28 protein-coding genes are annotated in these 23720 nt (G+C 36.7%); 15 read left to right on the forward strand and 13 right to left on the reverse strand.

Going from position 1 to position 23720, the window contains the following annotated elements:
* Positions 1-2: 2 nt before the first annotated feature.
* The 3 genes from FJR47_RS00635 to gltX are packed head-to-tail and all read right to left on the reverse strand — an operon-like array spanning position 3 to position 2916.
* A complete protein-coding gene (locus FJR47_RS00635) occupies positions 3-545 on the reverse strand; it encodes an RBBP9/YdeN family alpha/beta hydrolase (RefSeq protein WP_152298572.1) in 543 nt (180 codons plus the stop codon).
* Between the two features lie 37 nt (positions 546-582).
* Entirely contained in the window at positions 583-1503 is a 921-nt protein-coding gene (locus FJR47_RS00640; RefSeq protein ID WP_152298573.1) for a sensor domain-containing diguanylate cyclase, read from the reverse strand.
* A 24-nt stretch (positions 1504-1527) separates the two neighbouring features.
* A complete protein-coding gene (gene gltX, locus FJR47_RS00645) occupies positions 1528-2916 on the reverse strand; it encodes a glutamate--tRNA ligase (protein ID WP_152298574.1) in 1389 nt (462 codons plus the stop codon).
* Positions 2917-3003: 87 nt separating this feature from the next.
* On the opposite strand from gltX, the gene FJR47_RS00650 reads away from it, so the two are divergent.
* From FJR47_RS00650 to FJR47_RS00710, 13 genes are all read left to right on the forward strand, one after another.
* Positions 3004-3846 (forward strand): peptidylprolyl isomerase, encoded by an 843-nt coding sequence (locus FJR47_RS00650; protein WP_241855407.1) that lies wholly within the window; start codon positions 3004-3006, stop codon positions 3844-3846.
* Positions 3847-4290 (forward strand): deoxycytidylate deaminase, encoded by a 444-nt coding sequence (locus FJR47_RS00655; RefSeq protein WP_152298575.1) that lies wholly within the window; start codon positions 3847-3849, stop codon positions 4288-4290.
* Positions 4291-4293: 3 nt separating this feature from the next.
* Positions 4294-4836: an iron-sulfur cluster assembly scaffold protein gene (locus tag FJR47_RS00660; protein ID WP_152298576.1), complete on the forward strand. Its 543-nt coding sequence runs from the start codon at positions 4294-4296 to the stop codon at positions 4834-4836.
* A 215-nt stretch (positions 4837-5051) separates the two neighbouring features.
* A complete protein-coding gene (locus FJR47_RS00665; RefSeq protein WP_152298577.1) occupies positions 5052-6884 on the forward strand; it encodes a thiamine pyrophosphate-dependent enzyme in 1833 nt (610 codons plus the stop codon).
* A 1-nt stretch (position 6885) separates the two neighbouring features.
* On the forward strand, positions 6886-7413 hold the full coding sequence (locus tag FJR47_RS00670; protein ID WP_152298578.1) for a 2-oxoacid:acceptor oxidoreductase family protein: 528 nt from the start codon (positions 6886-6888) through the stop codon (positions 7411-7413).
* A 14-nt stretch (positions 7414-7427) separates the two neighbouring features.
* On the forward strand, positions 7428-8738 hold the full coding sequence (locus FJR47_RS00675) for a phenylacetate--CoA ligase family protein (protein ID WP_188093727.1): 1311 nt from the start codon (positions 7428-7430) through the stop codon (positions 8736-8738).
* The gene (locus FJR47_RS00680; RefSeq protein WP_152298579.1) at positions 8725-9144 is read left to right on the forward strand and encodes an ACT domain-containing protein; all 420 of its coding nucleotides are present in this window, start codon (positions 8725-8727) and stop codon (positions 9142-9144) included. Before FJR47_RS00675 ends, FJR47_RS00680 begins: the two co-directional genes overlap by 14 nt.
* Positions 9145-9155: 11 nt before the next feature.
* The gene (locus FJR47_RS00685) at positions 9156-9566 is read left to right on the forward strand and encodes a PaaI family thioesterase (RefSeq protein ID WP_152298580.1); all 411 of its coding nucleotides are present in this window, start codon (positions 9156-9158) and stop codon (positions 9564-9566) included.
* Positions 9553-9987: a hypothetical protein gene (locus FJR47_RS00690; protein WP_152298581.1), complete on the forward strand. Its 435-nt coding sequence runs from the start codon at positions 9553-9555 to the stop codon at positions 9985-9987. Before FJR47_RS00685 ends, FJR47_RS00690 begins: the two co-directional genes overlap by 14 nt.
* A complete protein-coding gene (locus tag FJR47_RS00695; protein WP_152298582.1) occupies positions 9984-10598 on the forward strand; it encodes a LysE family translocator in 615 nt (204 codons plus the stop codon). Before FJR47_RS00690 ends, FJR47_RS00695 begins: the two co-directional genes overlap by 4 nt.
* Positions 10599-10638: 40 nt before the next feature.
* Positions 10639-11262: a uracil phosphoribosyltransferase gene (gene upp, locus FJR47_RS00700; protein ID WP_152298583.1), complete on the forward strand. Its 624-nt coding sequence runs from the start codon at positions 10639-10641 to the stop codon at positions 11260-11262.
* Positions 11263-11266: 4 nt separating this feature from the next.
* Positions 11267-12157, forward strand: a complete 891-nt coding sequence (locus FJR47_RS00705; RefSeq protein ID WP_152298584.1) for a class I SAM-dependent methyltransferase — start codon at positions 11267-11269, stop codon at positions 12155-12157.
* A 13-nt stretch (positions 12158-12170) separates the two neighbouring features.
* Complete coding sequence (locus tag FJR47_RS00710) at positions 12171-12821, forward strand: carbonic anhydrase (protein ID WP_152298585.1); 651 nt, start codon at positions 12171-12173, stop codon at positions 12819-12821.
* An 8-nt stretch (positions 12822-12829) separates the two neighbouring features.
* Here FJR47_RS00710 and asnB read toward each other — a convergent pair whose 3' ends face one another.
* Both asnB and FJR47_RS00720 read right to left on the reverse strand, forming a co-directional pair.
* A complete protein-coding gene (gene asnB / locus FJR47_RS00715; protein WP_241855408.1) occupies positions 12830-14593 on the reverse strand; it encodes an asparagine synthase (glutamine-hydrolyzing) in 1764 nt (587 codons plus the stop codon).
* 41 nt (positions 14594-14634) lie between these two features.
* A complete protein-coding gene (locus FJR47_RS00720; RefSeq protein WP_152298587.1) occupies positions 14635-15258 on the reverse strand; it encodes a class I SAM-dependent methyltransferase in 624 nt (207 codons plus the stop codon).
* Positions 15259-15384: 126 nt separating this feature from the next.
* On the opposite strand from FJR47_RS00720, the gene FJR47_RS00725 reads away from it, so the two are divergent.
* Positions 15385-16335, forward strand: a complete 951-nt coding sequence (locus tag FJR47_RS00725) for an NAD(P)-binding domain-containing protein (RefSeq protein WP_152298588.1) — start codon at positions 15385-15387, stop codon at positions 16333-16335.
* A gap of 11 nt (positions 16336-16346) precedes the next feature.
* Here the strand turns inward: FJR47_RS00725 and FJR47_RS00730 are convergent, their stop codons facing one another.
* Positions 16347-16751 carry a thioredoxin fold domain-containing protein gene (locus tag FJR47_RS00730; RefSeq protein WP_152298589.1) on the reverse strand — a complete coding sequence of 135 codons (405 nt, stop codon included), beginning with the start codon at positions 16749-16751 and terminating at the stop codon, positions 16347-16349.
* The gene (locus FJR47_RS00735) at positions 16748-17188 is read right to left on the reverse strand and encodes a hypothetical protein (protein ID WP_152298590.1); all 441 of its coding nucleotides are present in this window, start codon (positions 17186-17188) and stop codon (positions 16748-16750) included. The genes FJR47_RS00730 and FJR47_RS00735 overlap by 4 nt, the downstream gene beginning before the upstream one ends.
* A 193-nt stretch (positions 17189-17381) precedes the next feature.
* Here FJR47_RS00735 and FJR47_RS09685 point away from each other — a divergent pair, with 193 nt between their 5' ends.
* Positions 17382-17531 (forward strand): hypothetical protein, encoded by a 150-nt coding sequence (locus tag FJR47_RS09685; RefSeq protein ID WP_188093728.1) that lies wholly within the window; start codon positions 17382-17384, stop codon positions 17529-17531.
* Here FJR47_RS09685 and FJR47_RS00740 read toward each other — a convergent pair.
* The 6 genes from FJR47_RS00740 to FJR47_RS00765 form a co-directional block, all read right to left on the reverse strand.
* Positions 17515-18696 carry a cation:proton antiporter gene (locus FJR47_RS00740; protein WP_152298591.1) on the reverse strand — a complete coding sequence of 394 codons (1182 nt, stop codon included), beginning with the start codon at positions 18694-18696 and terminating at the stop codon, positions 17515-17517. The two genes, FJR47_RS09685 and FJR47_RS00740, sit on opposite strands and share 17 nt — an antisense overlap.
* A gap of 46 nt (positions 18697-18742) precedes the next feature.
* Complete coding sequence (locus FJR47_RS00745) at positions 18743-19588, reverse strand: biotin synthase (protein WP_152298592.1); 846 nt, start codon at positions 19586-19588, stop codon at positions 18743-18745.
* Positions 19581-20102 carry a metallophosphoesterase family protein gene (locus FJR47_RS00750; RefSeq protein WP_152298593.1) on the reverse strand — a complete coding sequence of 174 codons (522 nt, stop codon included), beginning with the start codon at positions 20100-20102 and terminating at the stop codon, positions 19581-19583. The genes FJR47_RS00745 and FJR47_RS00750 overlap by 8 nt, the downstream gene beginning before the upstream one ends.
* A gap of 8 nt (positions 20103-20110) precedes the next feature.
* Positions 20111-22333 (reverse strand): type I DNA topoisomerase, encoded by a 2223-nt coding sequence (topA, locus tag FJR47_RS00755; protein ID WP_152298594.1) that lies wholly within the window; start codon positions 22331-22333, stop codon positions 20111-20113.
* Positions 22334-22467: 134 nt separating this feature from the next.
* Positions 22468-23163, reverse strand: a complete 696-nt coding sequence (locus FJR47_RS00760) for an SDR family oxidoreductase (RefSeq protein WP_152298595.1) — start codon at positions 23161-23163, stop codon at positions 22468-22470.
* Positions 23160-23693 (reverse strand): nucleoside phosphorylase-I family protein, encoded by a 534-nt coding sequence (locus tag FJR47_RS00765; RefSeq protein ID WP_152298596.1) that lies wholly within the window; start codon positions 23691-23693, stop codon positions 23160-23162. The genes FJR47_RS00760 and FJR47_RS00765 overlap by 4 nt, the downstream gene beginning before the upstream one ends.
* Positions 23694-23720 lie beyond the last annotated feature (27 nt).

The raw sequence follows: 23720 nt of genomic DNA on the forward strand, positions 1-23720 counted from the left end.
TTTTATTTGGACAAATTTTTAATTTTTTGCAGTATCCACGGCCATTCACCGTAACTGCTTGAAGCATTTATGTGCCCTGCATTTTCTAAAACTTCTATAGGTATATTTAGTCTTTTTTGAAGTTCTTGTGCCTCTTCTTGCGTTATGTAAGGATCATTTGTTGATGTGATAAGAAGAGACTCTTTTGCGTAGAGATTTGCAGGAATTTTGCAAGGGTAAAAACTCTCTATCTCTTTGATATCGCATGTCAGACTCGGCGGAGCAACGAGAAAAAGATTTTCCAGCTCTTTGGGTTTTGTTTCATTGCAGATGTGAAACCATAGTATATTTGCAACAGAGTGGCAGATAACAATATTCGGATTAAATGCATCGAGCTCTTTGGTTAACTCCTCTTTCCATCTGTTTTTATCGGGAAAATCTGGATCGCTGAATTTTAAAAAACTTACACACCCGTAATCTTTTGCAATCTCTCCTGCCAGCCAGCTCTGCCAGTGAGGGAAATCGCTTCCGCCCCAGCCATGCAAAATTAAAACTCTTTTTTTCACTTTTTGCTCCTATTGGAAATAATAAAAGTATATCAAGTTATTTATTTTCATATGCAACATGATTTCTACCGTTTTCTTTTGCTCTATATAACATTTTGTCCGCAGCTGCTATAAGCTCCTCTTTCTCCTTGCAGGCATGAGGATAGAGTGTTGCCAATCCTATACTTGCCGTTAATGTCGGCATTACCGAAGAATCTTTATTTGGGATTTTTAATTGACGGATGGCATCTAGCAGACTATTCATCAAGGTTAGTGAATTTTTAAGGGTTGTATCGCCTAAGATTACTGCGAACTCCTCTCCGCCGTATCTCGCACAAAGATCAGCCGGTCTTTTTGCAAATGTTTTAAGTACAGACCCCACTTTTTTTAAACACTCATCCCCCGCTTGATGTCCATAGGTGTCATTGAGCAGTTTAAAGTGGTCAAGGTCAATAATGGCAAGAGAGAGCGGCATCTTTAAGCGTACGCAGCGTCTCCACTCATTTTCTAAAAAATCATCAAAATATCTGCGATTTGCAATATCTGTCAGTCCATCAATTCGAGAGAGGTTAAGTACCTTCTCTTCAGCTAATTTTCTCTCTGTTATTATTTCATGTGAAATAACATAATACTCTTTTTCTTCAAGTTTAAACGGAGTAACTCTCATCATAAACCATCTCTTCTCATTCGGGCTGTGGCATGGATACTCAAGATAGTAAAAATCTTTCACTTTGTTGATAACATCTCTTATCCCTTTGGCTGCCATAATCGCGTCTTTATCCCCTTTTAATGCGGATTTGTCGCACTCTTGAAGATAGTTAATCTTATCCCAGCCTTTATGTATAGAGGAGCTATTGTTCTCTCCAAATGTAATCCAGCTTCTATTGACATAGATAATGTTGCCATTTTTATCAATTGCGCAAATATGCTGAGTTATGGTATCAAGAATTGATTTTAAAAGTTTGTCTGAACCCATCATAACGCTTTCTCCAAAAAAATATAATTATCGGTGAGCTTCTACTGCTTTGTATATCCTTAAAAGCGTTTCATCTCTGCCTATAATAGCCATAATACTGTCCAACCCGGGACCAGACATCTTTCCTAAGAGTGCTATGCGAAGCGGCTGACCTATTTTCCCAAAACCTATCTCCATCTCATCCACTACTTCCTGCATTAGATGATGATAATCGCTTGGGAGATGAAGCTCTTTTGCTGCGCTTACTTTTTCGCTAAATGCTTCTAAAATCTCTATAGCATTGTCTTTAAATGATTTTTTTGCGGCTTTTTCATCATAATAGGTCGGAGTTGTAATAATCTCATAGACAAGATTAGACATCTCTTTAAGAGTTTTGGCACGCTCTTTTATGGCATCGAGCAAAATTTCTTTTTTATCATGCGAAGCAAGCAGCAAACCGTACTGTTCAAGGAGTTTTGCCAACTCACTGTTTGGAGTGTTTTTGATATAGTGAGAGTTAAGCCAGTCGAGCTTTTCTGTATTGTAGATAGATGCTGATTTATTGATGTTCTTTGGATCAAAAAGCTCTTTCATCTCATTCATGGAAAATATCTCTTGATCTTTGTAGCTCCAACCAAGACGAACCAAAAAGTTTAAGAGTGCCTCAGGAGTGTATCCCATCTCTTTATAAGCCATAACATCGGTAGCACCGTCTCTTTTAGAGAGCTTTTTGCCCTCTGAATTATGGATCATAGGCACATGATAAAAACTTGGCACATCAAAGCCCAGCGCTTCATAGATAACTATCTGTTTTGGTGTATTTGAGAGGTGATCATCACCACGAATAATCTCATTTACTCCCATTAAATGGTCATCAATTGCCACAACAAAGTTATATGTCGGTGAACCGTCTGCTCTGGCAATAATAAAATCATCTAAAATATCTTCAGCTTTAAAAATGACATTGCCTTTGACGCCATCTTTAACAACAATATCTCCGCTAAGAGGTGCTTTTATGCGGATAACAGGTTGAACACCATCAGGCGGAGTGCCTTTAAAATCACGATATTTGCCATTATATTTGGTTCTCTCTTTGTTTGCCATTTGAGCTTCACGAAGTTCCGCCAGCTCCTCTTTTGACATGTAGCATTTGTAAGCTTTGCCTTCATCAAGGAGTTTGTTGATATATTTTGCATATATATCATCTCTTTGTGATTGATAGACTATTTCACCGTCATGTTCAAGATTTAACCACTCAAAAGCTTTTAAAATTGCATCTGCCGCTTCTTGTGAATTTCTCGCTTTATCTGTATCTTCAATTCGAAGAAGAAATTTACCGCCGTTTTTTCTTGCCCAAAGATAAGAAAAAAGTGCTGTTCTTAAACCGCCAATATGTAAATAACCTGTAGGACTTGGAGCAAAACGAGTAACAACCATAAAAAACCTTTTGTTTTAGTTGCGCAATTTTAGGCTATTATTTGTTAAAATCGGGTAAAATGCCATTTTAAATTTATAGGATAGTTAATGATATATAAAATATTTGTATTTCTTTTTTTTAGTACATTTTTGAGTGCTGAATTGATCAACGGTGTAAGTGTTGTCGTAAAGGGAGAGCCGATTACTCTTTATGATATTAAAGAAGAGATGAGCATACTTAATGTTGATGCTGCCCAGGCAACTGACATTTTGATAAGAAAAAAGCTTGAAGAAGCAGAAATAAACGAGAGAAAAATAAGTGTAAGCAGTTCTGAAGTTTATGATGATATTAAAAAAATAGCATCTATGAATAAAATGAGTATCGATGAATTTTATGATGTTGTTAGAAATTCAAACGGGCTCACCTCTACAGAGCTCAAAGAAAAAACAAAAGAGAAGCTTCTCTCCCAAAAACTATATGCATCAATAGCCTACTCTTCTCTAGATGTTCCAGGGGAAGAGGAGATAAAAGAGTATTATGAGCTTCACAAAGAGCAGTTCATGCACCCAAGTGCTTTTGATGTTGTTATATACAGTTCTCAAAATAGAGATGCTCTGCAAAAAAAGAGAACTACTCCTCTGTATCACTCTGATGAGATAAGAATCGATGAACAGACACTTCCATATGACAGGCTTCCACCTGAATTGCTTCAGATGCTTAAAAATACAAAAGAGAAGAGTTTTACTCCTATTTTTCAGGATACAAATGCTCTTTATACAAGTTTTTATCTCAAAGAGATACAAAGCTCCAAAGAGACAAGTTATGAGAGTGTAAAAGAGCAGATAATCAATATGATAATGAGCCAAAAAAGAGAGCAAGTTTTAGGTGATTATTTTGCAAGATTGAGAAATAATGCAGATATTCAAATTATTAGAGAAGTAAAAGAGTAAATGTTAAGTGATAAAAATTTTATAAAAATTGCACAGGAGATAGCAACTGCTTCAAAGTGCGTATCTAAACAGGTAGGCGCTGTTATAGTTAAAGATGGAAGAATCTTGAGTACGGGCTATAACGGTACTCCTGCAGGATATATAAACTGCTGTGAGCATTGGGATGATGAGTATACGCCTGAACATCATGACTGGTCAAAAACTTATGAGATACATGCGGAGATGAATGCCATTATTTGGGCGGCAAGAAAAGGGATCTGTATAGAAGATGCTACAATTTATGTAACATTAGAGCCGTGCAGTGAATGCAGTAAAAACATTATAGCCAGCGGGATTAAAAGAATTGTATATTTAAAACCGTATGAGCATACGCACTCTGAGGTAATCTCAAAATTTATTAAAGACAATGGAGTAAGCATTGAAAAACTTAATTATGAGGATTGAATTATGAATGAAGAAAAAGAGTTAAAAGCTGAGATAGGCAAACACCTTATGCAGCCTGAAAACTATGGAAAACTTGAGGATGCCAACTGCGTGGGTGTAGGAATGGATCATGCTACAAAAAGTTATGTAATAATGTATATTAAAAGAGATGAAAATAAAATTCTCGATATTATGTTTGCTACAAACGGTACACAAGACACTACAACGCTAGGTTCGATTTTTACTGAAATGATAAAAGGCGAAACGGTAGAGAATGCGCTTGAAATAGCTTCAAATTTGGAAAAAGAGCTTCAAGAGAGTTATGCATCTATTCCTGCTCCCAAAGTTGATTTATCAAAACCCGAAGGAGAGCAGGTTGAGCGTGTTGCAACAGAGTCCCAAGACAGTGCAAATATGGTTCTTACCGCTTTTGGTGCAGCGATACGCCATTATGAGCGTAAAGAAGCCGGCATAGAAGAGGAGAGATTTGAGAGAAGCATATCAAAATCATGCCTCTATTCAGGCACAGAGTGCCACTATGTTCCAAAAGAGCCTAAAGAGTCTTAACTTCTCTCTTTAGTCCCTCTAACACAAATTTATCCCACTTTTTAATTTTTTTCAACTTTTTTTACTCGATTGAATTATAGTCAAAAATTTCATATTAGCAGTTTGAAATTTTAAAATAATTGTGATTTTACAAAATAAGTTTTTATTTTTCCAAATAATTGTACAAATAAAAGTTATTTTAGTATAATTGTTCAAAAAAATATCGGGTTGTAAATATGAAACAGACATTAATGGGAAATGATGCAATTGCATGGGGGCTTATTCACGCAAATGTGGATATGGTCAGTGGATATCCTGGAACTCCTTCGAGTGAAATATTAACCGGCGTTCAAAAAATAAAACATCAATTAAAGCTTGACACATATGCGGAGTGGGGAGCAAATGAAAAAGTCGGCTTTGAGGTGGCTTATGCGGGTGCAATTGCCGGCAAGAGAACATGTGCGACAATGAAGCAGGTGGGACTCAATGTAGCAAGTGATGCTTTAATGAGTGCTGCATATATTGGAAATTTAGGCGGGATGCTTCTAGTTAGTGCCGATGATCCCGGTTTTTACTCTTCGCAAACAGAGCAGGACAGTCGCGTATTTGCAAAGTTTGCAAGGATTCCTGTTCTTGATCCTGCAACACCGCAGGATGCTTATGATTTTACAAAAATGGGCGTTGAACTCTCAGAAAAATTTCAAATTCCAGTTATGCTTCGTCCGGTTATGAGAGTGTGTCATGCCAGAGAAATTATAGAGATGGACGATACAACAGACTACCAGCCAAATAAGGGCGAGTTTGTAAGGGATGTTCCTAGATGGGGCGCGGTGCCTAGAGATGGAAGATTTGTTCAAGGTTTGGATCAGCTAAAGAGAGTTGAGATTATCGCACAATATAACTGGGAGAATTTTTTAAAACCTCAGTTTGAAGCTTGCAAGGGCGGAAAATTGCTTATTATTACAAGCGGCACCGGTCACGGTTTTACTCTTGAGACTTTAAAAGATCTGGGGCTTGAGACAGATGTTGTAAAGGTTATAATGCCTTATCCTCTTCCTGTAAAAGAGATTCAGGAGCAGTTTGAAAAATATGAAAAAGTGCTTGTGGTGGAGGAGCCTTATCCATGTATAGAGGAGCAGATTGCGCATCCTAAAGTGTATGGGAAAAATACAAACACTACCCATGCAATAGATGAGATGAAAAAAGAGGAGGTGCTAAAGGCATTTCAAAAAATAGGATTTTATAGCGGTGCAAATATTTATGAAGCACCCAAGATAGATTTGGGCTTTGATGTTCCTGCCCGCCCGCCCGCACTTTGCCCTGGATGTCCGCACAGAGATGTCTACTATGCAATTATGAAGGTCTTTAAAAAGAAAAAATCGATCTATCCGTCTGATATTGGATGTTATACTTTGGGTATCGCCCAGGGTGCGATTGATTCTCTTTTGTGTATGGGTGCTTCTGTGGCAATGGCAAGCGGCTACTCTTTGGCTGATCCGAGCAAAGATGTTGTCGCAACAATCGGTGATGGCACATTTTTTCACTCAGGAATTCCGCCGCTTTTAAATGCGATATACCAAGGGCATAGATTTGTGCTTGTGATTTTGGATAATTCAACAATTGCTATGACTGGAAGACAGGTGACTCCGGGCAGAGTCCATAAACAAATAGATATTAAAAAAATTGTAGAAGGCATGGGGATAGAGTGCCTGGAGCATCATTACAGTTACAAGATGCATGAGAATATTGATTTTTTCAAAAAAGTAAAAGATGTTTATGATGCAAGCACAGAAGGGCCGACAGTTGTTGTGGTAAGAGAGTTTTGTATTTTGGATGCCCAGAGGGCACCTGACTTTGTTCCAAATATTTTTGTAAAAGTGGATGAAGATTTGTGTGTGGCGTGTGATCAATGTACAACCGTCTATAAGTGTCCTCCTATGAGTTACAATGCCGATGGCAAAATAGAGATAGATCCATTTTTGTGTGCAGGGTGTGCTGGATGTCTTGAAGTTGTATGTCCGACAGATGCATTTATAGTAGATGAAAACTATCTCAAAAAAGGAAACTAGTATGAAGTATCAGATTGTTATTGCCGGATTTGGCGGGCAGGGCGTTGTTTTTTTGGTAAAAGTTCTTGCAATTTGCGCAGGAAACAGAGATATACCATTTTTGGGAACTGAAAATCATGGAATGAGCCAAAGAGGCGGCGCTGTAAGCTGTGATATTAAAATAGGGGATTTTACAAATCCCGTTATCGATAAAAATCAGGCAAATTTGATTATAGGACTTGATGCAAACGAGAGTTTAAGAAATATAGCATTTTTAAGAGCAGACGGTGCAATGGTGACAAATGCAAAAGAGGATTACCCATCGATACCTTTTAAACTTGCAAGAGTTGATGCAAATGCCAAAGCTTTAAATAAAGAGTTTCCTATTCAAGGGCTTAATGTTTATATGCTTGGAGTGGCTTTGGCTTGTGTAGAAGACTTTCCTTTTAGTGTTGATGAGGTAAAGAGAGCCATAACTCAAATGAATGCAAAAGTAGCTGAGCAAAATATTAAGATATTAGATATGGCTATAAAAAATTATATATCATAGAGATTGGAGCAAGTATGATTTGGAACAAGATTGAGAGCAGTCGCAGAGAAGATTTAGAAAATATTCAACTCTCAAGACTAAAAGAGACTTTGCAAAGAGTGTATGCACTTACCCCTTTTTACAGAGAAAAATTTCAAGAAATGGGTATAACTCCTGATGATATTATATCTCTAAAGGATATAAGAAAACTCCCCTTTACAACAAAGAAAGATCTAAGAGCACACTACCCTTTTGGACTCTTTACGGTTCCCATGAGTGAGGTGGTAAGAGTTCACAGCTCAAGTGGAACGACGGGCAAACCAACAGTAGTGGGATATACAAAATCAGATATGGATGTCTGGGATGAGGTAATGGCAAGGGTCTTTACTATGGCAGGGGCAACGGCTGAGGATATCGTTCATAACGGATATGGATATGGTCTTTTTACCGGCGGACTGGGCATGCATAACGGTGCAGAAAAAGTAGGTGCTACTATTGTTCCTGCAAGCGGGGGATTTACTGAGAGACAGCTTCTTCTTATGAAAGATTTTGGAGCCACAATCATGGCGCTTACTCCCTCTTTTGCGCTGCATATGGCAGAAGTTGCCAAAAAAGCGGGAGCGGATTATCTAAAAGATTATAAACTAAAAGCCGGTATATTTGGTGCAGAGCCAACCTCTAAAGGACTTAAACAAGAGGTGAGAGAAGCGTGGGGGATAGATTATCATGAAGTTTACGGATTAAGTGAAATAATAGGTCCCGGCGTTGCATGCAGCTGTAAAAAATCTGAACTTTTACATGTTTTTGAAGATCACTTCTTTGTTGAGATTATTGATCCTATAACGGGAGAAGAGATGCCTGAGGGCGAGAGAGGCGAGTTGGTTATAACACCGCTTACCAAACAGGCACTCCCGCTATTAAGATATAGAACCGGAGATATCACCTCTATAACCAAAGAGCCATGCAAGTGCGGAAGAACGATGCTTAGAATGGAGTCGATTGTAGGACGCGCTGATGATATGCTTATCATTAGCGGTGTTAATGTATATCCTTCACAGATTGAGCATGTTATAGCAAATGCTTACGGTGTCACGCTTAATTATCAGATTGTTGCGGATAAAAAAGGGCATTTGGATAAGCTTGAGATTCATATTGAAGTTAGTGATGAGATTATGAGCGACAATATATCAGAGATGGAAAAAATCAAAAAAAATATACAAAGTGCACTTTTAAACAATCTTTATATCAATGCCATAGTAAAGCTTGTAGAGCCAAGAAGCATTGAGAGAAGCCTGGGTAAAGCGGTAAGAATTATTGATAAAAGGAGAGAAAATGAGCAGAATTAAACAGCTCTCTATTTTTGTGGAAAATAAAAAAGGGGAGTTGACGGATGTTACAACGCTTCTTTCAAAGAATAATATATCCATAAAGTCTATTAACCTTGTTGATTCTGAAGATTTTGGAATTTTAAAACTTATCGTTGATGATGAGAAAAAAGCAAAAGAGATTTTGGATGAGGCAGGATTTTCTCTCAAAATTACAGATGTTTTTGCTGTTGCAATAGATGACCATGTGGGAAGTTTTAATGATGTCGTTTCTGCTCTTTTTCAAAATGATATCAATATAGAGTATACCTACACGGTAAGCAATGCGCAAAATGGCGCGTTTATCTTTAAAGTAGATATCAATGATTTTCAAAAAGCGCTGCAGGTATTAAGTAAAGCGGATGTAGAATTACTTGAAAAAATATAAAGGTATATGTATTGAACAAAGATGAGGTCTGCAAAGAGGACATAGATTTTTTAGAGTATATCGGAGGAGAGCTTTTGGATTTGAGCAACGGCTATGCCGAAGTTGCTTTTGAGATAAAGCCTTATCATAAGCAGCATCACGGGACTGTCCACGGCGGAGCAATAGCAACTTTGGCTGATCATACCGGCTGGTATGCTGTAATCTCTGAAATCAAAAGCGGTTACAGCAGCGTGACTATTGAGCTAAAAGTAAACTATCTCAAACCTGCCGGAGGCGATATACTAAGAGCGCAGGCAAAAGTGATAAACAGAACAAAAAGAACAGCTTTTACAACTATAGAGATTTTTGCAAAAGATATACTCATCGCCTATGCGACAGCAACTTATGCAATTTTTCAAGAGAGAGAAAATGTTAACGCCTAAAGAGATAAGCAATATATTTGAAGTACAGATAAATACGCTGTATAACTGGCAAAAAACAAAGCCCAAGCTTTATAGATATCTGCAAAATGCAGATTACAATATACAGCAAAACGATGAGATAAATCTGCTTTTGCAGGAGTACTCTTCAATCATAAAACTTAATTTTACTTTTGAAGAGATTCTTTATATTATAGATTCACCCATGCAGCTTTTGTCTATGGAGGATGTAAAAGAGTTTCAAAAAGTTTTTATAACCGTTGAGTATAAAAATATTCCCAAAAATCAAATTATTCTTTCTATATATGACAAGATTTTAGATTTAAATATTATAGAGAAATATATTTTATATAAAAAAATTTACAAATATAGACAATTTTGTGATTTGGATATTAATGAATATTTTAAGGAGTTTATCGCATGAGCTTCTCTTTTGTAGAGGGTTTTTTGTTGGGACTGGGAGCGGCTGTTCCTCTTGGGCCTATAAATATTTTGATAATGAATGAAGCCATTAAAAAGTACAAAAACGGTGTGATGATAGGAGTTGGCGCAATGAGCGCAGATGTAACCTATCTGATTTTTATCACTTTGGGAATTCTGGCGTATATAAATCAACCTTTTATTTTAAATGCTTTATCGCTTTTAGGCGGTTTTTTCCTGCTCTATCTGGCATACAATATTTTTATAAGTAGAAAGAACAAACTTGCAGAGATCTCTACAGATATTGTACAAAAGAGTAGTTTCAAGCTTTTTGCAAAAGGCTATTTTTTAACACTTTTAAACCCCTATACCATTGCTTTTTGGCTAAGCGCTGCCGGATATATAGCGGGAAAAAATTTAGATTTTTCAATCACACTTGCAGGTCTTTTTAGCGCTATTTTTTTGTGGATTGTTATAATGCCATATTTTATACATAAAACAAAACATAAGATTTCGCAAAATCTCTCTAGTATGATAAACCTTCTCTCTTCGCTTATTCTCTTTGGTTTTGGCGCGATGATGCTTTTTAATTTTGTTACAACTTTGTTTGAATAGACTATAATTTCATAAGAGAAAAATTTAAAAAGGCATGAAAATGGTTTATGAGTTATCAAATCCGGTTACAAAAACATTGATTACGCACCTAAGAGACCAAAGCAGCGATGCTCTTCGTTTTAGACATACGGTCGGCGAACTTACAAAACAGTTGATGTATGAAGCGCTTAAAGAGCCTGCCTTAGTTCAAAAAAGCATAACAACATGGAGAGGCAAAGAGAGCTATGAAGTTATAGATGAGGACAATATTGTTGTAGCTACTGTTCTTAGAGCGGGCATGCCGATGCTTGATAGCGCTATAGATCTTCTTCCTGGAGTATCGGCAGGTTTTTTGGCAATGAAGAGAGACGAGAGTACTCACAAAAGCGTTCTTTACTATGACAGGCTTCCTGAGTGCAAGGGAAAAACCGTTATTTTGGTTGACCCGATGGTTGCAACGGGCGGCTCTATGATGGATGCTCTGGAACTTATCAAAAGCAGAGAACCTCTTAAGATAATTACACTAAATATTATCGGCTCTCCTGAAGGTTTACAGAGGATAACAAAAGCTTATCCTGAAGTAGATATCTATATTGCCCAGATTGATGAGCGTCTAAACAGCGACAAATTTATCATTCCAGGACTTGGAGATGCGGGTGACCGCTCTTACAATACTGTTAAATAACTAAATGTTTATTGATTTAAAAAATAAAACCTCAACGCAGATAATTGAAATTTTTGAAGCTTTAGATGCAAAAGAGGGCGAAGTTATTGAAGCAGAAGTTTTAGAATCGGATATAGAGCGTTTTGGATATAAAGCTTTTGTTGATCTGGCACAACTATTTTTTATGAAGATGCTCACACCTGTTAAAAAAGATGAAAAGAGTGTTGTGCTTAAATTTTATAAACTCAAAAAAGAGCTCTCTTTTCATAAAAGCAAAGAAAATAGTACTGAAAAGTATGGTGTAGAGAGTCAGTTTTTTCAAATAGACAAAACTTTGCAATTTAGTTTTTTATATCATTACCGCCAAGCACTTAATTTTGCAGATATTAAAAATAGAAAAAGAGTTCTCAATATTGGAATAAACAGAGGCGATGAGTTTAAAACCATTAAAGAGATGCTTCCATATGAAGTGTTTAAAAATAAAGAGTTTGTGGGGATTGACTACTCCTCTTCAGCCATAGATTATGCAAAGAGAGATTTTTCAGACTCAAATGTAGAGTTTATATGTCATGATGTAAATGAGTTAAAGCAGTTAAATCTGGGCAGATTTGATCTTATTATCTCCATAGGAACACTTCAAAGCTCAAGCATAAATTTTAATGAAACATTTATGAAAATTTATCAAGAGTATTTGAACAAGGGTGGTACAATGGTACTTGGCTTTCCAAACTGCAGATGGATAGACGGTGAGATGATCTATGGTGCAAAACCCGCAAATTATAACTTTAGTGAACTTGGCGTAGTTTTACAAGATATAATTTTTTGTAAAAAATATCTTCAGCAAAAAAAGTACAGGGTTATTGTAAGCGGAAAAGATTATATATTTTTAAGTGCTAAAAAAATAATTACAAAATAAAAAAGGTTAAAAAATGAAAGATTTTGGACTTATATTTGGGAATGCAGCGTTTAAGAAAAACTACTATAAAACACATGAAAAAAAGTTTTTAGAGCTAGCTGAAAACGGACAAAACCCTAAAGCTTTGTTTATTGGCTGTTCAGACTCCAGAGTTATACCAAATCTTATGACAAAAAGTGCTCCCGGTGAGCTTTTTGTTATAAGAAATGTAGGCAATTTTGTTGCACCTTTTAGTCCTGATGAGGATTTTCACTCCACGGCATCTGCTATTGAGTACGCGGTAACTGTTTTAGAGGTAAAAAATATAATTGTTTGCGGTCATACAAAATGCGGGGCAATAGAGGCGATATTTGAGCAGGAGAAATTAGATGATCCTGAATTGATTCACACAAGAAAGTGGCTCACTTTGGGCGAACCGGCAAAAAAACAAGCCATTTTAGCTCTTGGAAAAGATGCAAAAAAAGAGAATCTTTTGCGTCTAACAGAAAAACTCTCCATTATTATCCAGATAGAGAATCTGCTTACATACCCTTCTGTAAAAAAAAGATTTGACAGCGGAGAGCTTATGATTCACGGCTGGTATTATGATATAAAAACAGGGGATATAAGTTACTATGATCCTGAAATATCACAGTTTGAACCGATCAGTTCGCTGATTTCATAAAAAGCTGGCTAAAAGAACTGTCTTTTTAGCCATACGCTCAGCACATAAAGCCCCCATATATGCTGCTTAAAGCCTCCTGATGAAGTTTTTTGTATATATGCATCCAACGCCTCTTTTTTAAACAGAGCACTCTTCTGGTTTACCTCTTTTATGAGAGAGATTCTTTTGCTCTGTACAAGATACTCCATATAAGGGTTTGAAAAACCTTTTTTTCTTCGTAAAATTATTTTTTCACTTATATGCGGTGCTACGATTGATTTGAGCAGTGATTTTGTGACTCCATCTTTATAGCGCAGCTTTGGATCAATGCTAAAGATGGCAGATGCCAGTTTATGGTCCAAAAAAGGGGTGCGCGACTCAATAGAGTGTGCCATACTTACACGGTCGAGTTTTGTTAAAAAATGCTCTGCTTGAAAAAGGTTTAGATCTATATAGCTGTACCATATGCTCTCGTCAGTATGTAAAGAGTTTTCAAATCTCTCTCTATAACTTTTTAAATAGTGCAGAGAGTGATTGTCTTTAATGTTTCTTTTTAACAAAAGATTTTTTTGAAGGTCGGTAAAATTTTCGCCGGATGTGCGAAAGAGCAGGGTATCGTCAAAGATGCGTTTATAGTATTCCCACTCTCTGTTTATAGAAAAATTTGAGTGAAAATATCTCTTAAGCCAGTTTTTGTTTTTAAGTTTTGAAAAGCTTTGGATATCTAAAAACTCAAAGTATTGTCTATATCCTAGAAAAAGCTCATCGCTCCCTTCCCCGCTTAAAACTACTTTGATGCCATCTTTCTTAATATTTTCAAAGAGCAGATAAAGAGGAACAGCTGCAGGGTCATTTAGAGGTTCATCTAGCGTTTGCAATACTCTGTCGCTTGCATCTAAAAAATCATTTTGTGAGATTGAAATCTCTTTGTTTTCTACCCCGAGAAGTTTTGCGCTCTCTTTGGCGTTCTTCCTCTCATCATATTTTGCATACTCTTTGTATCCCAGAGTATATGTTTGCAGATTTATTCCATTTTTAAGTGCATAAGCATTTAATGTTGCGCTGTCTATCCCTCCTGAGAGCAGTGAAGCTGTCGGCACATCTGCATTTAGTCTGATTTTTATAGATTCATCAAGCAGATTTTCTAGTATATAAACTGCTTCATCTTTATCTGTAATAAGGTTTGGTGTGGAATCAAGCAGGTCAAAATAGCGCTTCACTTCAATATGATTGTTTTTAAAAGTCAGATACTCGCCGGCAGCCAATTTTTTTATATCTTTAAAGAAAGTAAAGGGCGGAGTCGGTGCCAAAAATGAGAGATAACTTAAAAGCGCATCCTCATCCATCTCAACTTTTTGCAAAAAAGGTATAAGTGCTTTTATCTCAGAAGCAAATATAAAAGCTTTGTTATGCAGGTAAAAGAGCGGCTTTTTGCCGAGTCTGTCGCGAAAAAGGTAGAGCGTTTCGTTATCTAAAAGAGCGATTGCAAACATGCCGCGCAGATGATTTACAAAATCGACTCCCCACTTTAAATAGGCTGCAATGATAACTTCGCCGTCGCTTTGCGTTTTAAAATTAAACTCATCTTTTAATTCATCTTTTAGCTCTTTGAAGTTGTATATCTCTCCATTAAAAGAGAGTAGAGTTTTTTCGTGAAAGAGCGGCTGGTTTGAGCGGGAGTGCATATCTATAATACTTAGTCTTTGGTGTGCAAAAAAGAGATCTTTTTTTTGTACAATTCCGCAAAAATCAGGACCTCTGTGAGCAAGCAAAGCAAGAGCTTTTTTTGCCATATATTCGTTGTACTCTCCTAAAATTCCAAAGACGGCACACACTAGATACTCTCTTTAAAAAAAGCGACGGTTATATCGTCTTGCATATAGTCATCCCTGAGAATAATTTTTTTAACGCCCAAATCTCTTGCCATCTGTTCTATTTGCTTTGTTGTGAGGTAGTTGTATGTTTCGCTTTTTTTCTCTCCATGAAGCACATTAAATATAAAAGCGACTCTGCATGCGCTAAAGCAGTTGCGCACAAAAAGAGGTGTTTCAAACTCCTCTAAAACATTCATAGCACCGCTGCATGTGTAAAAATCGGCAGGCGGAAGCGCGTCTGCGTCATGACCATAAGGAGAAAATGCCTTTGGAGTGCAAATATCTGCAATAAGTATCTCACATCCGGTTCTCTCGCTTGCTATGGAGTACATATCTACCAAAGAGTCTATGCCGATATACTTTTTTGGAGCTCTTTTTTTCTTTAACATATAGAGGTACAAATCGCCAAATCCACATCCGGCATCGGCGATACTATAAGAGCTTAGATCACTCGGGAGCATCTCCAAGAGAATATCAAATCGCAGTTTTTGAGACTCTTTTGAGTGCCAGTTTACCCCTTTCGCCGTGATGCCGTATTTCTCTATTGCAGTCGAGTAAAATGTTTTGTTATCGATACGAGGCATAATTAAAAAAGTTCATAATGAGATTTTCCAAAAAAAGAGATTTAATTTTGGAATTATAGTATAAAAGATATTTATATTATTTTTTAATTGTGATAAAATAGCTTCAATCAGAAAAAAGGATTCATTATGAGCCATATGTACAATCTTGCAATTATTGGTGCCGGTCCAGCCGGAATTGCTACAGCTGTAGAGGGGTATTTGCAAGGAATTAGAGATATAGTTTTACTTGAAAAAGATGAAAATCACAACTCTACGATACGAAAATATTATAAAGACAACAAAAGAGTAGATAAAGACTGGAAGGGACAAAAGATTGAGCTTGATGGCAGAATCTATTTTGTGGATGGAACAAAAGAGACAACTCTTGATTTTTTTGATGAGATTTTGGCATACCATTCTGTGGAGCTTCAAACACATGTAGAAGTGCAAAATATAAAAAAGATGGATGGCTATTTTGAAATTTTTATGCCTGGAAAAAGCATAACTGCCAAATATGTGGTTGTTACTATCGGCAGAATGGGCAGACCGAACAAACCTCAATACAAGATACCTCCGGCAATTAAAAACAGAGTGGGATTTACACTTGATGGCTGTGGGGAAGGTGAAAATATTTTAGTTGTCGGCGGAGGAGACAGCGCTATTGAGTACGCGGTTGATTTAAGTGCTGAAAATAAGGTTACTATTTGTTATAGAAGAGAGACTTTCAGACGGGCAAATCCAACAAATCAAAGCGATATAACAAATGCAATACTGCATAAAGAGATAGAGGCGATGCTTGGAGTGGATATTGACCATCTAGAAGATGAAAATGGAAAAGTAAAAGTGATTTTTAATGATCTTGAACCGCAAATATTTGATAGAGTGATTTACGCAATAGGCGGAACAACTCCAAGCGCATTTTTAGCAAATTCGGGTATAAAAGAGCAAGATGGCAAACCGGTGCATGATGATAATTATGAGACAAATATCAAAGGTCTTTTTGTGGCGGGGGATATAACACAAGAGTCAGGCGGAAGCATAGCTCTTGGGCTAAATCATGGCTATGCGATCGCTTGTTATATTCAACAAAACCGTTGAGTTTTAAGGGCTTACTCCATCTGTTTTAAGACTTCTAAAAACTCTATCTTATTTACAAATCCCACTCTTTCGTAGTAAGATTTTTCCTCTTTTGTGTCTATAAAGTAGGTGGTAGGAACTATGGGAGTATTGAGGTAGGACGGGAATCCTCCCTCCTCTTTATTTATGATAAGGGGAATATACTTTGCTTTGATGCTTTCATCTATTTTTTTGTCTGAGAGCGTCTTTTTTTCAAATTTAGAACACCATGGACAGTAGTTTGTAACCATTAAAACCATAAGGTCTTTCTTCTCTTTTTTTGCTTTTGCCAGAGCAGTCTCATATTTTGTTTCATAACCCATCTCTTTGGCAAACTCTTTATACTCCTGTGCAGACGCTGTAAAAAATATAAGCAAAAGTGTTAACACTGTTTTCATAAGTTATCTTCCTTGTATTGGTTTGCAAAATTCTCAAGCATGCTTTGGGCATTGTCGATAAGATCATCTTCATCTTCTGGAACAAAAATGCGCCCGCTCATATATGATATGACAAAAACCTTATCTTTGGTATCAAGCCTCATCATAGTCTCTCCAAGAAGCAGCTCCAGTTTTAAAGCAAGCATATCGTCTACGCTTATATAGCTTACTAAAAAAGCCAAAGATCTAGATGAGAAGTTCTCCGTATTTATGCCAATCTCTTTTGATGTCTCTTTTATCATATCTAGTAATATATTTTTATATTTGGTATCAACACGATTAGTACTTATCTCTACTACCGGATAGTAGCTTTTTATACCTCCAAGATCAAAAGGTGTCTGCGCATAAGCCAATTGAGCCAACATTGCAAAGGCTATAATATTTTTAAACAACTTCATTTTCTCATCCTTTTATATATTTTTTAAAATTTTTATAAGAGAATTTTCAAAAATATCTTGCTCTCTTTTTGTAAGAGCAAAAAAACTTCCTATTGAATTTTATATGCAGCTTCAAAAAGGTTTTTGTGCAATTGTAGGACAATATATATTAACCATAAATAAATATATCTTATTAGTAAAATATTATTAATACTTGTTTTCTGCAATTAATGATGAAAAAGTAGCTCTATTAAAACTTCAAGAGAGTGGAGTTTCACTGGATAAAAAAGAGTCTATTGATGCTATTGCAAAATATAATAACAGATCACCATTTGAAATTGTCAGTATCATGATAAATCAATAGTTTTACTCTCTTTAGCTGTATTTTTAATTTTATAGTTATTTATCAACTTGATAATAACCATTATAATTATTACTTGGAAAAGTGAAGCTAAAATAAGTGCATAGTAGTGAAGCTCATCTATACTTTTTGCATTAAAAGCCAGTGTCGCCATAGCGATAAGAAGTGTAAGCGGCATAGAGTGGGATAGTCCCATAAGTATAGAGTCTGTGAGCTTTAAATCTTTTATAAACACAAGAGAAGCTATAACTCTCATGATTGTCATAGCAAGTGTTATAAAGAGCGCTTTTGCTATAAGTCCGTCCATAAAGAGCATCTCTAAATTAAAAGAGCTGCCTATGTGAATAAAAAATATAGGTATTAAAAAGCCAAAACCAAAAGAGGCGAGTTTTTCGGGAAGTTCATGTTTATGTTCAAAAAATGTAGGGATAAACATTCCGGCTATAAAGACTCCAAAAGCGAGTTCTAGATCCAGATAGAGCATCGCCCCGACAAGTAGAAAGAATATTCCCATAGAGAGTCTTATATCTTGTTCTTTGTTGTCGTTATGCGGCATAAGCGAAGTTGAGACTTCCGGAAACCACCAAAAAAGAAGCTCCATGGCACGAAAGAGCAAAAACATAAAAAATAAAAAGAGTGCTAAAGCAAAAAGTGTTTTTATCAGCCCAAACCCAATTCCTGAATGAAGTGCGGCAGATGTAAGTGTAAGAAATCCTATACTTACAACCTCACCTACTGCTCCGGCGGTCATTGAGAGTTTAAGCCATGGAGTTCTTCCATACTCTTTTGAGAGTGTTGCGATAAGCCCTACAGAGATAAGAGGCATTAAAACCATAAATACTTTTCCAAGATCCAGGTAGAGAGAGAGCGCAATGGAAAAAGCGTATAAAATAACAAGATAGAGAATGATTTTATTCATCAGCTCTCTAGGTGTTTTTAACATGCTTTTTAGATTTATCTCTGTTCCGGCAATAAATATCAGATATAAAAATCCAAACTCTGCTACGACATCAAAAAGATGCTCTTCATGCAAAAATCCAACATAACCAAAAACAGCTCCAAAAATAATCTCAATAGGAGTAACCGGGAGCTTTAAAAGTTTTGCAAAAAATGGAGAAAAAATAATTATAAGTGAAATTGTTATTATAAGTATTACATTTTCGCTCATACAAATTCTCCTTTTATTTTATTTATCCCTTTGCAGGGCACTTTGTCTATTTTACGGATTTTGCAACTTCAAGGTTTAAGGAGTGCAGCATCTCCAAATCTTTATTAACGGCTCTTCCGCTTGTAGTGAGGTAGTTTCCTACAACAATAGAGTTTGCTCCATAAGAAAAAATTTCACTCTGTCTATCTTTAAACATCAGCTCACGACCGCCTGCAACCATAATCCTGTCTGCATCCACAATCATATCTCTTGTTAGCTGTATAAGTTTTAATGCTTCATCTGTCGTAAGCGGATTTGGGTTTAATTCTAAAGCTTCATTATGATGGTAGAAGTTTACAGGAACCGATGCCGGATTCAGTGATTTTAACGCTTTTAGCATTGAGATTCTATCTTTATGGCTCTCGCCCAGACCGAAAATACCACCGCTTATAAGAACTAAACCGGCTTTGTTTATATTTTGGCAAGTCTCATATCTCTCATCCCAGGAGTGTGTTGTACAGATTTGAGGATAGAACTCTTTTGAAGTCTCCAGATTATGATTATAGGCTTTTATGCCCGCTTCTTTAAGAATTAACAGCTGTTCTAGAGTTGCTGTTCCATTACATGCGATAAGTCTGAGCTGCGGAAGCTCTTTTGTTAAAATTTTAGCGATGGAACAGACAAACTCAAGAGTTTTACTGCTTAGTCCTTTTTCTGAGGTAACAAGACAAAAACCCAATGCCCCATTTGCATATGCGGCTTTTGCCTCTTGTAAAATCAGCTCCATGTTTTTTTGTTTATAGCGTTCTATATCTGCTTTATAGCGAACGCTTTGAGAACAAAATTTGCAATCCTCATTGCATGTACCGCTGTTTATATTGCAAATGGAACATAAAAATATTTTTTTACTCATTGCTCTCTCTTATATACTTAAAATTCTCTTTTTTTATCTCTTTTTTCTTCTCTTTTGTATATCTCGTTACTATAAATTCACTCTCTTTTATCTCCAGCATTGCCCACTCAGAAAGAGGTTTGTTTCTAGCACAAACCTCTCCGGGGTTTAAAAAGAGCGTATTGTTTGTAAACTCAAAAGCGGCTTTATGCGTGTGGCCAAATATAACAACATCCGCATCGGGCGACATATAAAAAGGGATATGCATAAGTTTAAACTTTGTATCTGCAACTTTAAAGTAGTACGGCTCTTGAACCAGATTAAATCTATTGTGAAAGCTTACCAAATGTGCATCATTATTTCCGTAAACAGCTATATATTTAAGACCGCTGTTATGAAGAAGTTCAAGAGTTTCAACTTCAACTATATCACCGGCATGAACTATAAATTCTGCACCCTCTTTTACTAAAGTATCAATTGCCCGCTGAGCTTTTTTAATTTTAGTGTGGGTATCAGATATAATGCCTATTTTCATGATTCTGCTTACTCTATCTCTTCTGCCGGTGTTCTTTTTTTACACTTGATACACTCGTAAACTTCTTTGCCTCTGTAAACTCTTTTTGCCAAAGCGCCGTCACATCCATCTTCTTTGCATTTTATGGTTGTCGGTTCAAATTTAGAGATAAATTTACAATCAGGGTAGTTTTCACATCCCCAAAAAGGGCCGCGTCTAGAGTTCTTAAGGCTTAGTTTGCCGCCGCACTCCGGACATGGAGTTTCGCTTACTTTTTCTTCAACGCTTATGCTTTTTGTGTTTTTACATTCAGGATAACCGCTGCATGCTAAAAACGGACCGTTTCTTCCGCTTTTTACAACCATCTCTTTGCCGCATTTATCACATATTTCATTGCTTGATTCTGACTCTTTTTTCTCTTTATCCTCTTTTTCGCTTTCAACCTGTTCGGTATATTTACACTTTGGAAAGCCGCTGCATGCGATAAACTCTCCAAATCTTCCAGAGCGAAGCAGCAGCTCCTCTCCGCATTTAGGACAAGCTCTTCCGAGAGGTTTGGCAACTTTTAGCGAGACTATCTTATCTTTGCCCTCTTTTACTTTTTCGATAAAAGGAAAGTAGAAGTCGCTTAAAAGCTTTTGCCAATCATTTTCTCCCTCTGCTACTTTATCAAGCTCCTCTTCCATGTCTGCCGTAAAAGAGACATCTACTATATCTGCAAAGTTTTTTTCCAAAATATCTGTTACGGTAAAAGCCATCTCTGTGGGGATAATCTGCTTTTTTTCGATAGTTACATAGGTTCTGTTGCTAAGAGTTGCAATAGTAGGCGCATAAGTTGATGGGCGTCCGATTCCTTCGCTCTCTAGTTTTTTGATAAGCGCAGCTTCCGAGTAGCGAGCAGGAGGCTCTGTAAAGTGCTGCTCAGGCTTAATGCTTTGCAGCTGTGCAGCGTCTCCCTCTTTGAGAGCCGGTAAAAGCTTATCCTTGTCCTCTGTTCCTAAAAGTGCATAAAAACCATCAAAGATAAGTTTTCTTCCGCTTGCTCTGTACTCATTCTCTTTGCCGCTAAAGATAATGCTCTGCTGTTCAAAAACAGCATCATTCATTTGACATGCCATAAATCTTTCATAAATCAGACGGTAGAGTTTAATCTCATCGGGCTTTAAAAAGCTCTGTGCAGCTTCGGGGGTAAACTCGAGCATAGTAGGGCGAATGGCTTCGTGAGCCTCTTGTGCGCCTTTTGCTTTTTTAGTGTAAACCTTTGGAGTTTTTGGCAGATACTTTTCTCCAAATCTGCTTTTAATTACATCACGAACCGCACTCACTGCTTCAGATGCCAGGTTAAGTGAATCGGTTCTCATATAGGTAATAACACCTGAAGTTCCATCTGGAGTTTTAACACCTTCATAAAGAGCTTGAGCGACCATCATTGTTTTTTTCGGAGTAAATCCGAGTTTGCTTGAAGCAACTTGTTGAAGAGTTGAGGTCATAAATGGCGGAGGAGTCGAACTTTTTCTCTCTTTTGTTTCTATTTTAGAGATTACAAAAGAGTCATTCTTTACACTTTTTACGATAGCATCTGCTCTCTCTTTGTTTGTTATTGATAGTTTTGAGAGCTTTTCTTCATTGTGTGATATAAGATTTGCTTCTATATCTTTTTTAAACAGAGTATCAATTGTCCAGTACTCTTGAGGAACAAAAGCTTTAATCTCTCTTTCGCGGTCAACCACAATCTTAAGTGCTGAGGATTGAACACGACCTGCCGAGAGACCTTTTTGGATTTTGGAACTTAAAAGAGGAGAGAGTTTGTAACCGACCACACGGTCAAGCAGACGGCGCGCCTGCTGTGCATTTACCATATTCATATCAATTTTTCTTGCATTTTGAAGCGCATTGTTGATTGCAGTTTTTGTTATCTCATGAAATACTATTCTAGGAAGTTCTTCGGGGTCCTTTTTTATAGCATGCGCTATATGCCATCCAATAGCTTCTCCCTCGCGGTCCTCATCGGTTGCGATATATATCGTATCACTTTTTTTGGCTAAATCTTTTATCTGTTTTACGGTAGGCATATTCTCTTTTGCAACACTGTAAGCCGGTATAAGATTGTTCTCTTCATCTACGGTAATCCCAAAACGAGACTTTGGAAGATCTCGTATATGACCCTTAGATGCAATAACCTCATAATCTTTGCCTAAAAAGTTTTTTATGGTTTTAGCTTTAGCTGGTGATTCGACAATAATTAAGTTCAATAGTTTTCCTATGCGCTATACATTATATATAGTATTGTGTATTTTAAGTTTGGAAGTTTAGCAAAAAAAGTATAAATAGTGGAAATAAACTCAAAGAGCAGAGAAACTCTTAAGCAAAAAAGTTAAATATCTATTTATAATTTCTTTTTTGAAATCCCAAAATTAAGGCTTCTAATGGTGTATTCGCTTACAACCGCGCCTTTTCTCATAGTAAGTATATGCTCAAGCGCATCAGCTATATCCAGAGTGAGCAGTCTCTCATTCTCTTGAGTGCTGGTCTCAAATCTAAGCTCACTGTAAAAGTTACTTTGAGTCATATCCGGATTTATATTTGTAACACTTAGAGCGCTTTTTCTCGTCTCCTCAAAAAGAGCATCCCCAAATGCTTTTAGCCCGCTTTTTGTGGCACTGTAGAGCGCTGCAAATTTTGAAGAGCGAAGTGCTTCTATGGAGTTGATGTTTATAAGATAGCCGCTGTTTTTTTTCAAATCACGAAGCAGGGCATTTGTAAGGAGCATAGGCGCGGTAAGATTTAGAAAAACCATATCCGTAATGGTTGTGGGGTTTAACTCTTCATGTGGTTCAAACCTCCCAAATCCAGCACAGTTTACCAGTATGGATATATTCTCTTTTGAGAGTTTTTCGCAAATTTGAATTGTTGCAGCCTCATTTGATAAATCTGCTTGAAGAGGAGTGAAATATTCATTTTTAAAATCCTCTTTTTTTATATTTCTGCTTATCCCGATGACTCTGTATCCCAGATGCAGCAATCTTTGTGTTATCTCTTTTCCGATGCCGCTGCTTGCTCCCGTTACAACAACTTTTTTCAAGCTTTCTCCTCTTTAATGATTTTATCGATTATGTCAAAAATCAATTTTTTTGTACCCTCTTTTGTAACTCTGTTTGGCTCAAAATGATCACTTACCACTTTGTAGATATAACGATTTTTTATCTCTTTTGTAGCCGTATAAAAGCCAAATGACTCCATATCCGCTATATCGCAGATATTTTCACTTACTTCTATCTCTTTGCATGTAATAGTATGCGAGATATTTTCATCAAACATATACTTTTTCTCTTTATATACAATGGAGCCTATCTCTAAAAGTTCGCCTATTTTATAGCGTTTGTCCGCACCGCAGATCCCGATATTTATAAAAGTGTCATTATTCGCAGGGGCAAATTTTTCTATAAGTGTTCTTACAGCATTTTTTGTATTTTCAATACCGATTCCACTTACAATAACCTTTAAATTTTCACCGCTAAAAAGTGTGAAATTATCACACTTTGTTTTGCTTAAACGGTATTTATCGACAAATGCCTGTGCTTCAGGTTTTAGCGCGGTTACAATATACAACATGCAATATTGTATCAAAATTTTGCTATT

This window comes from Sulfurimonas xiamenensis, assembly GCF_009258045.1.
Lineage (GTDB): Bacteria > Campylobacterota > Campylobacteria > Campylobacterales > Sulfurimonadaceae > Sulfurimonas > Sulfurimonas xiamenensis.

Bases quoted from the DNA above. Each gene is read 5' to 3' on its own strand.
- FJR47_RS00725 (WP_152298588.1), top strand. From the start codon at position 15,385: ATGAGCCATATGTACAATCTTGCAATTATTGGTGCCGGTCCAGCCGGA.
- FJR47_RS00675 (WP_188093727.1), top strand. From the start codon at position 7,428: ATGATTTGGAACAAGATTGAGAGCAGTCGCAGAGAAGATTTAGAAAAT.
- FJR47_RS00680 (WP_152298579.1), top strand. From the start codon at position 8,725: ATGAGCAGAATTAAACAGCTCTCTATTTTTGTGGAAAATAAAAAAGGG.
- FJR47_RS00640 (WP_152298573.1), bottom strand. From the start codon at position 1,503: ATGATGGGTTCAGACAAACTTTTAAAATCAATTCTTGATACCATAACT.
- FJR47_RS00740 (WP_152298591.1), bottom strand. From the start codon at position 18,696: ATGAGCGAAAATGTAATACTTATAATAACAATTTCACTTATAATTATT.
- FJR47_RS00705 (WP_152298584.1), top strand. From the start codon at position 11,267: ATGTTTATTGATTTAAAAAATAAAACCTCAACGCAGATAATTGAAATT.
- upp (WP_152298583.1), top strand. From the start codon at position 10,639: ATGGTTTATGAGTTATCAAATCCGGTTACAAAAACATTGATTACGCAC.
- FJR47_RS00695 (WP_152298582.1), top strand. From the start codon at position 9,984: ATGAGCTTCTCTTTTGTAGAGGGTTTTTTGTTGGGACTGGGAGCGGCT.
- FJR47_RS00690 (WP_152298581.1), top strand. From the start codon at position 9,553: ATGTTAACGCCTAAAGAGATAAGCAATATATTTGAAGTACAGATAAAT.
- gltX (WP_152298574.1), bottom strand. From the start codon at position 2,916: ATGGTTGTTACTCGTTTTGCTCCAAGTCCTACAGGTTATTTACATATT.
- FJR47_RS00745 (WP_152298592.1), bottom strand. From the start codon at position 19,588: ATGAGTAAAAAAATATTTTTATGTTCCATTTGCAATATAAACAGCGGT.
- FJR47_RS00720 (WP_152298587.1), bottom strand. From the start codon at position 15,258: ATGCCTCGTATCGATAACAAAACATTTTACTCGACTGCAATAGAGAAA.
- FJR47_RS00660 (WP_152298576.1), top strand. From the start codon at position 4,294: ATGAATGAAGAAAAAGAGTTAAAAGCTGAGATAGGCAAACACCTTATG.
- FJR47_RS00750 (WP_152298593.1), bottom strand. From the start codon at position 20,102: ATGAAAATAGGCATTATATCTGATACCCACACTAAAATTAAAAAAGCT.
- FJR47_RS00650 (WP_241855407.1), top strand. From the start codon at position 3,004: ATGATATATAAAATATTTGTATTTCTTTTTTTTAGTACATTTTTGAGT.
- FJR47_RS00655 (WP_152298575.1), top strand. From the start codon at position 3,847: ATGTTAAGTGATAAAAATTTTATAAAAATTGCACAGGAGATAGCAACT.
- FJR47_RS00670 (WP_152298578.1), top strand. From the start codon at position 6,886: ATGAAGTATCAGATTGTTATTGCCGGATTTGGCGGGCAGGGCGTTGTT.
- FJR47_RS00765 (WP_152298596.1), bottom strand. From the start codon at position 23,693: ATGTTGTATATTGTAACCGCGCTAAAACCTGAAGCACAGGCATTTGTC.
- FJR47_RS00665 (WP_152298577.1), top strand. From the start codon at position 5,052: ATGAAACAGACATTAATGGGAAATGATGCAATTGCATGGGGGCTTATT.
- FJR47_RS00735 (WP_152298590.1), bottom strand. From the start codon at position 17,188: ATGAAGTTGTTTAAAAATATTATAGCCTTTGCAATGTTGGCTCAATTG.
- asnB (WP_241855408.1), bottom strand. From the start codon at position 14,593: ATGGCAAAAAAAGCTCTTGCTTTGCTTGCTCACAGAGGTCCTGATTTT.
- FJR47_RS00730 (WP_152298589.1), bottom strand. From the start codon at position 16,751: ATGAAAACAGTGTTAACACTTTTGCTTATATTTTTTACAGCGTCTGCA.
- FJR47_RS00710 (WP_152298585.1), top strand. From the start codon at position 12,171: ATGAAAGATTTTGGACTTATATTTGGGAATGCAGCGTTTAAGAAAAAC.